General features: G+C 64.0%; 4 protein-coding genes and 5 pseudogenes. 5 read left to right on the top strand and 4 right to left on the bottom strand.

Annotated elements, in window-relative coordinates; translation table 11 throughout:
• Both AB0D66_RS33825 and AB0D66_RS33820 read left to right on the top strand, forming a co-directional pair.
• Positions 1 to 170 (top strand): annotated as a pseudogene (locus AB0D66_RS33825) (IS30 family transposase); the annotation flags it as partial.
• A gap of 74 nt (positions 171 to 244) precedes the next feature.
• Positions 245 to 430: pseudogene (locus AB0D66_RS33820) on the top strand (integrase core domain-containing protein); the annotation flags it as partial.
• A gap of 161 nt (positions 431 to 591) precedes the next feature.
• On the opposite strand, the gene AB0D66_RS33815 reads toward AB0D66_RS33820, so the two are convergent.
• Complete coding sequence (locus AB0D66_RS33815) at positions 592 to 2,055, bottom strand: MFS transporter (protein ID WP_362310995.1); 1,464 nt, start codon at positions 2,053 to 2,055, stop codon at positions 592 to 594.
• 513 nt (positions 2,056 to 2,568) lie between these two features.
• Between AB0D66_RS33815 and AB0D66_RS33810 the strand changes: the two are divergent.
• A pseudogene (locus AB0D66_RS33810) lies at positions 2,569 to 3,295 on the top strand (IS5 family transposase); the annotation flags it as partial.
• Positions 3,296 to 3,337: 42 nt separating this feature from the next.
• Here AB0D66_RS33810 and AB0D66_RS33805 read toward each other — a convergent pair.
• Positions 3,338 to 4,753, bottom strand: a complete 1,416-nt coding sequence (locus AB0D66_RS33805) for a hypothetical protein (RefSeq protein WP_362310996.1) — start codon at positions 4,751 to 4,753, stop codon at positions 3,338 to 3,340.
• Positions 4,754 to 5,065: 312 nt separating this feature from the next.
• Between AB0D66_RS33805 and AB0D66_RS33800 the strand changes: the two are divergent.
• Both AB0D66_RS33800 and AB0D66_RS33795 read left to right on the top strand, forming a co-directional pair.
• A pseudogene (locus AB0D66_RS33800) lies at positions 5,066 to 5,219 on the top strand (transposase); the annotation flags it as partial.
• A 186-nt stretch (positions 5,220 to 5,405) separates the two neighbouring features.
• Positions 5,406 to 6,208 (top strand): IS5 family transposase gene (locus AB0D66_RS33795; protein WP_362310994.1). Its coding sequence is split into 2 segments (ribosomal slippage): positions 5,406 to 5,754 and positions 5,754 to 6,208, totalling 804 coding nucleotides; the frame shifts between segments, so codons are not numbered across the junction.
• 6 nt (positions 6,209 to 6,214) lie between these two features.
• Here the strand turns inward: AB0D66_RS33795 and AB0D66_RS33790 are convergent.
• Together AB0D66_RS33790 and AB0D66_RS33785 are read right to left on the bottom strand one after the other, a co-directional pair.
• Positions 6,215 to 6,877: a DUF2625 family protein gene (locus AB0D66_RS33790; RefSeq protein WP_362310993.1), complete on the bottom strand. Its 663-nt coding sequence runs from the start codon at positions 6,875 to 6,877 to the stop codon at positions 6,215 to 6,217.
• Between the two features lie 96 nt (positions 6,878 to 6,973).
• Positions 6,974 to 7,419, bottom strand: a pseudogene (locus tag AB0D66_RS33785) (ISAzo13 family transposase); the annotation flags it as partial.

Below are 7,419 nucleotides of genomic sequence, written 5' to 3'. Positions count from 1 at the left end.
ACACGAACGGGCTGCTGCGTCAGTACTTCCCAAAGGGCACTGATCTCTCACGCTGGTCGCCCACAGACCTCGAAGCCGTCGCCATGGCGATCAACGACCGCCCTCGCAAGATCCTCGGCTGGCGGACACCCGCCGAAGTCTTCGAGGAACAACTTCGCTCGCTGCAACAGCTCGGTTGCACCGACTGGTTGAACTCGCCCAATACACTTCCGCCGCCTACAACAGCCTGTGCGACCGACTCGGCGTGGTCCAGTCCATGGGCCGCGTGGGGTCCTGTTTCGACAACGCCGCCGCCGAGGCGTTCAACTCCACCGTCAAGGCCGGGTATACCCACCGGCGCCGCTTCACGACCCGGGTCGAGGCCCGCCTGAAGATCGCGACGTGGATCGCCGACTTCTACAACACCAGACGCCGACACAGCCGAGCCGGCGGACTCCCTCCGGCCGACTTCGAGCAGGAGATCAGTCAGCAACGCGCCCGATCCCGCCAAGGACTCGAGGCCGATAAACGAGGACTCTACGAAACGAGGGGATGGACAGGCTGGAGCCCGCGCCTCAGTGAGCTGAACGACCGGGCTCTTGCCCGCGTCGCCTACGGCGGTGTCACCCGGGACGGCACCGCGGTGGTTTCCTCGCCGGTGAGATCATCGAGGGACCGTCCGGCGGGTTCGATCCGCAAGGCCAACGTGACGAGGAATGCCAGTGCGCAGCTTCCCGCCACGCCGTAGAGCAGGGCGGTCCGCCCGGCACTCGCCAATAGGACGGGAAAAAGGAAAGTGCCCAGTGCGGCGCCCAGCTTGCCGCAGCCGGCGGCGAAGCCATGACCCGCGGCGCGGACGTCGGAAGGGAAGACCTCGGCGGGCAGCGCGAACGTCACCGCGTTGGGGCCCATGTTCATGAAGACGTTGAAGAGCGCGAAGCTGGCGAAGACCATCGCGACATGAGCCGGTGCGGAAGCGGACAGCTGGTCCAATACGGCCAGCGAGCACAGCGCGGCGGTCATCACAGCGAACCCGGCCAGCTGGAGCGGGACGCGCCCCGTACGATCGACCAACAGGATGGCTAGCCCGAACCCGATCACCAGGAACACGTCCAGAACGGCCGTCCCCTCGGTGGAGGCGATGTCGTTGGCGATGAAGGGGGTGCCCGTTCCGTTCAGTGCGAGGCTGGCGAGCAGGGTGGGCGTGAAGATGCCCACCCCGTAGGTCGCGATGTCCATCAGGAACCAGGGGACGGTCGTGAAGACCGTCCGCCGCAAGAGCCGGCGCGAGAACAGCTGCGGTTGAACGAAGGCACGGCCCCCTTCCGGCGGCGGCGCCTGCCGCTCACGGTCCGTCGGCGTCAGCAGGATCGACAGCCCTGTCATCGTCTCACCGACCTCGCGCGCCTCCTGCTCACGACCGTTGCGCGCGAGCCACCGCGGGCTCTCGGGCATGTTCCGGCGAAGCACGATGATGAACAGGGCGGGCACGGCGCCGAAGCCGAGCATGATGCGCCACGAATCGACGTCCGGCAGCAAACGCAGGATCACCACGCCCGTCGCCGCCCCGAGCAGGATGCCCACGGCCTGCAGACTGAAGGCACCGACCAGCCAGCGCCCACGGCTGCGGGCGGGCAGGATCTCGGCCAGGTAGCTCGCCGCGATCGGATAATCCAGGCCCACAGCCACGCCCAGCAGCAGCCGGAAGGCGACCAGGGACCAGGTGTCCCAGGCCGCGGCGCAGGCGAGAGAGAACACCACGAACAGCCAGAGGTCGACCTGGAAGATCCGGCTGCGTCCGATGCGGTCTCCCAGAGGGCCGAGGAGCGCTGCGCCTACGGCGGCTCCGACAATCGCCGAGGCCGAGATCAGTCCCTGCTGGACCGGACCCGTGCCGAAGTCCTTGGCGATGAGCGGACCGGCCACGCCGATGATGAAGAAGTCGAAGCCGTCGAGGAGGATACCGAGACCGGCCAGCAGCCAGAACTTCATGTGCAGCCGCGACATCCGGGCGTTGTCGAGTGCGTGACCGAGAGATACCGGGGTGTCGGCGGTGCGGTCGGAGGCCAGGGGCACTGTGAGCGACTCCCAATCGTCCGTTTGTCGGTGACGGAGCGCGGGCCGTAGCCGGAACTCCGGGCCCGCGGCCGAATTGAGTCAAGGCCACCGACAGGAGCAATTCAACGTGCCACGCAGAGTACCGGTGTATTAGTGCGGGCCCGTTCAGGAAAGGCCCCCATGAGGCGACGGTGACAAGCCCCCGTGCGCCGAGGGGGAGAGTGGACGAAGATGCGGCCGAATGGCTTGTCGGCCAGGAGAAACCGGTCGGGTTCAGCCGCGCGAACTGTCTGCCGCCACCCCTCTATCCGCTTACATAACACACCTTTTCAGATATCAGTTTGACTAGTCATTACGCCGAGTTGTCCCGAAAGATGATGATCGGAGCCAATCCTGATGGCCGCCGACAACCGTCCTGCCGAGGCTGTCTGGAAAGATCGCGTCAAGCTGGTAACAGGATCTTGCTGATATGCCCTGGTCAGCCATGACCGGTGTGATGGTTCGGCCGTTCGTGATGGTGTGAGTAGGGGGCTGCGGATCGTGGATGACGACCTGTGGGCCTCGGTCGAGCCTCTGCTGCCGGTCGCGGACTGGGTATGCCTGCGAGGGCTTGTGGGCGTCCTCTGTAACGGCATCGCCTGACAACTCCTCCCGCCGGAGCTCGGGTTCGGCTCGGGACAGACCTGCTGGCGGCGCGTGGAGCGTTGGCAGCAGGCCGGGGGCTTCGACCAACTGCACCGCATCCTCCTCGCCGAGCTGAACGCGGCCGGCCCCCTCGACTGGTCCGGGGCGTGTGTGGATGGCTCCCACATCCACGCGAAGAAGGGGGCGCCACACCGGTCCGTCGCCGGTCGACCGGCGGAAGACGGGCAGCAAACACCACCTGATCTGCGACGGACGCGGCACCCCGCTGAAAGTCATCACGACCGCGGCGAACGTCAACGACGTCACCCAGACCCTCGCCCTGGTCGACGGCATCCCACCAGTGGCGGGCCGCCCCGGCCGCCCCCGCAGACGCCCGGACGCCCTGCTCGGCGACAAGGACTACGACTCCAACCCCAACCGCGATGAGCTGCGCAAACACCGGATCCTGCCCGTCATCTCCCGCAAAGGAGCCCGAACATCAAGGGCATGGGCAAACTCCGCTACATCGTCGAGCAGACCTTCGCGCTGCTGCATCACTTCAAACGACTCGCCCTCCGATGGGAACGCCGCACCGAACGCGCTCGTCTCCCTCGCCTGCAGCCTCATCTGCTGGCGACACCTCAACAACCCTCACTCAAGATCGTGTTACGAGCTTTTACCTTGCCATTCCGAAGGTGATCGCCTTCTTCGTTATAGGTCGCAAGGCCCGCAGGATATCATCCTTATGGTCGTTGTGGTATTCTGTAATGAAAATCTTTCCGCTACCGCGGAGAATAGACCCATTCCGCGTAACGGACAGGGTGAACCCTGTGGAGCCGACCCAGCCGGGCACCGTTTTCCCCTCAGGTAGCTGCGCCCGTCGGCTTAGCAGATTAGCGACTGATGAGTAGGCGTCCGTCCCGTGAAAGAAGACCATAGGGCTAGATCGCAAGGCATGGTTTATGATCATGAGGGCGGTGACAGTGCGACACTCCTTCAGGGTCCTGCTATTTTCCGCACAGATAGCGGCATATTTTTTATCTATAGCACGAAGCAGCGTAAATATGTGTTCCCCGAGGGGATTCTCGTCGCGCTCGGCCTCTGCGGCGCGTCGGATCTCCTCCCTCCACGACTCGAGGCCGGGTTCGCCGTAGCTGTCTACCGCGTTCCGACTGCGGAGGACTTCTCTGCGGAGGACTCCCCGCTTCCACTGGTGGGGAGGTGCCTGCTTCGGTACGTCCTGGGGGGGGACTTCCTTCTTTCGCGGGTGGGAGGCTCCCTGCTTCGGCACGTCCTGGCTAGGGAGGGTTCGGCCCCTCGGCTGCTGTTGCTTGGAAACGACACGCTGCCATTCTGGACCGTAGAGCTCTGAGTAAACATGTTCAAGGAGCGTACTGCTAAGGTCGACCCCCTTCTCCTTCAGAGTTAGTAGACAAGGGTCACCGGATTTGTCTATCCGGCCCTCGAGACTGTAGTCCTCGCTCGCCCATCCATGGTCAAGAAATTCATCGCCTAGCGGAGGAAAATCCCCCTTCTGGTTGGCCAGAAAAGCAGGGTACTGCCCGGAGGGCGAGATCGTTACGCGCATCACAGTGAGTGCGAATTTCTTCCGATTGTTCAGCATCTCTTCTGTCAATTCCCGATTCATCTCCCAGATGGCATCCCTGCGATCCCAGAGGAGCTTCTCATACTTTTGAAACTCGCCTGGTTCCTCGGTTTTCTTGAGTGTCGATGCAGAATGCCATTCTGCTAGCGTATCGGCATACCCATTGGCCAGTTCCGACAGGTCGGGCGTTGGAAGGTCGGCTCCATTGATTCTGACTTCGTCGCAGAACTCTTGGAAGCCCTCGAGAATACTGAAATTTCGGGCCGCGTAAATCACGCATCGAAGAAGGAACTCGTCCTCAAATGGCGTGAAGCGGCCATCACGGCATATCGGCTCGAAATCCACATGTGAACTGAATTCCAAGTATGCGTAAAAGGAGCTGCGGACACCGTGACGCTGGGGGATCTTCTGATATCTCGAGAAGTCTCCGGCGGACTGGTCGATTGCGTATAGCACGCACTCTGCGAGAGATTCACGGGGTATCATTGAGGCGTCAGATCCTTCTGTATCGACTGTCTGGCTAACGATTAAAATATCACTATGGCAGCTACCGTGCTCAATTGTTCGAATTTCTACCGGGGGTCGCACGGTCCATGGGGGTGTGATTCAATGCAGTTTGGAGCGCACTTTCGTGCAGCCGATCGGCCTGTACCCTCCTGTCGCAGTTCGCTTCGGGATGCAAGGCGGAGTCGAGATTTCGTCGCTCCTATTGAACACGTAGAGCTCGTAAAAGGATCTTGTTGAGATACTCTCCTGGGCGGGCGTAGCCGATGTGATGATTCGGTCGTTTGTGATGGTGTGAGTACTCGGCCGTGGATCGTGGATGACGGCTTGTGGGCACGGATCGAGCCGCTGCTGCCGCCCTGGCCGGAGCGGTCCGGGGCCGCTGCCGGTGGCGGACCGGCTGTGTCTGCAGGGCGTCCTACACGTCCTACACAACGGCATCGCCTGGTAACTCCTGCCACCTGAACTGGGGATTGGCTCGGGACAGACCTGTTGGCGGCGCCTGGAGCGGTGGCAGCAGACCGGGGCCTTGACCAGCTGCACCGGCTCCACCACGACCTGCGGAACCTGCTGGACGCGGTGCTCTACCTAAGAGGTCGTCTCAACTGACTTGATCGCTAGGCTGGCTGTTGTGATGACGTGGGTGGAGCGTCTGGTGCCGGACGGGTTGTGGGAGTTCTTTCAGCGGGTGGTCCCGGCCGCTCCGGTGCGTCCGCAGGGCGGTGGCCGACGGCGGCACGGTGATCGCGAGGTCCTGGCGGCGATCATGTTCGTGGCCACGACGGGCTGTACCTGGCGGCAGCTGCCGCCGGTATTCGGTCCGTCTGGACCGACCGCCCACCGTCGGTTCACCGAGTGGAGCCGAGCCAGGGTTCGGGGCAAGCTCCACCGCGTTGTCTTGGATGAACTCGGTGCACGCGGGGATCTGGACTGGTCGAGGTGCGCGGTCGACTCGGTGAACATGCGGGCCCTCAAAGGGGGGACCTGACGGGTCCGAATCCCGTAGATCGTGGCAAGAAGGGCTCAAAGATCCACTTGATCACCGAGCGGTCCGGTCTGCCCCTCTCGATCGGGATCTCCGGCGCGAACACTCACGACAGCCAGGGCCTCGAACCCCTTGTCCGCGGCATCCCGCCCATCCGCTCCCGCCACGGACCGCGGCGACGGCGGCCCGGCAAACGCCATGGCGACAAGGGGTACGAATACGACCACCTGCGAAGGTGGCTGCGCTCCCGCAACATCACCCCGCGCATTGCCCGGAAGGGCATCGAATCCTCTCAGCGCCTGGGCCGCCACCGTTGGACCGTGGAGCGAACGGTGGCCTGGCTCGCTGGATGTCGCCGTCTGCACCGCCGCTACGAGCGCAAGGCCGAACACTTCCTCGCGTTCGCCGGCATCGCCGCCACCCTCATCTGCTATCGACGTCTGGACGGGTGAGCCGGATCATGCGACTCCCAGGAAGCCCGGGTCGGCGCCATCGAGCTGAAGGCACGAGTCGCGGCTCAGGCCAAGGAGTTCCGCCATGGGCACCGCGCGACGGCTGGTCGCTTGCAGATTCTGGCGGGCTTCGGCCGACCACAACGGCGGGAAGAACGACAACCCCTGCCGGCCGTCCAGCACGGAGACCTCGCTACGCCAGCCGTCCCACCGCAGGCCTTCATAGAACTCCTGGAGTCCTCCGGAGAAGATCCAAGACAGCCACGCCGAGTGGCCGGCGCCCAATGCCTCCCAGCCGAGCGCATCAGGGGCGAAGTAGAGGATCTCGCCTGGCTCGCCGTCGTGCGCAACCACGAGGCCAGCACCGGGCCGCCATGAGGGATCGAATGTCGAGGGCATCGCGTTGACCTCGGCCAGGCCAGGCAGTCCGGCCTCGCTCGGACTTCCAAAAATCCGAAGCCATCCACCGTCCACGAGCAGACCGCCGCAGTTCAGTACGATGCCGCCCAAATTCGACCGGGCGGAGACCTGCAGCTGCAGCAGGGAGGCTCGGCCTGCCACGGGATCGCCGAGTAGCACCTGAACTGGTACGTCGGTGTCAGCCAGCTCCTGAAGAAGGATCGGCCATGCAGGGTCGTCGACGTTGATCAGTTCATTGTGGTCGCGCATCTCCGCATCGTCGCACCAAGGTCGAGATGCGCAGTCCGCCGGGGCACCCAGACTTCGATCCACCAATCGAGACCATCTCTAAGGGCTTGCAGATCATTAACGCGTCGTCTTGATCTTGCTGTTGGGATTGCTTCTCTGGGCGAGGACCCGACCCTGGAGGGGTGCGAGGGCGGCGGGCGGGGTGGTCGCTGGTGGGATGACGATGCCATGTGCTTCGAGCAGTTTCCTGATCTTCAGCAGGGTGCGGTGCATGGCGGTGGGGGCTTCTGCCGAAGAGCACGGCGAGGGGTTCCGCGGCCAGATTGACGCGCAGGTGGAGCACTGCGGCGCGGCCAGGACCTGGTTGGGAAAGGCGAGGTGGGGCGGGCGGCCGCGCTGGGTGTCCCCGTCCGGTGCCAGAGTCTGAACCAGGTCGTGCAGTTGGTCCGGGGACATGCCGGTCAGCGCGGGGCGGACAGCATGGCCGGTGTCCACTCCGGCTCGCACGGTTCCGGAGTCTGGGGCGCCGGGATGGGCGTGGCCGGATGGGGGTGCAGGGCGTA

Origin of the sequence: Streptomyces sp. NPDC048270 (assembly GCF_040652335.1) — a bacterium.
Taxonomy (GTDB): Bacteria; Actinomycetota; Actinomycetes; order Streptomycetales; family Streptomycetaceae; genus Streptomyces.
Note: the sequence above shows the minus strand (reverse complement) of the source record. Positions and strands in the feature narration are given on the sequence as shown.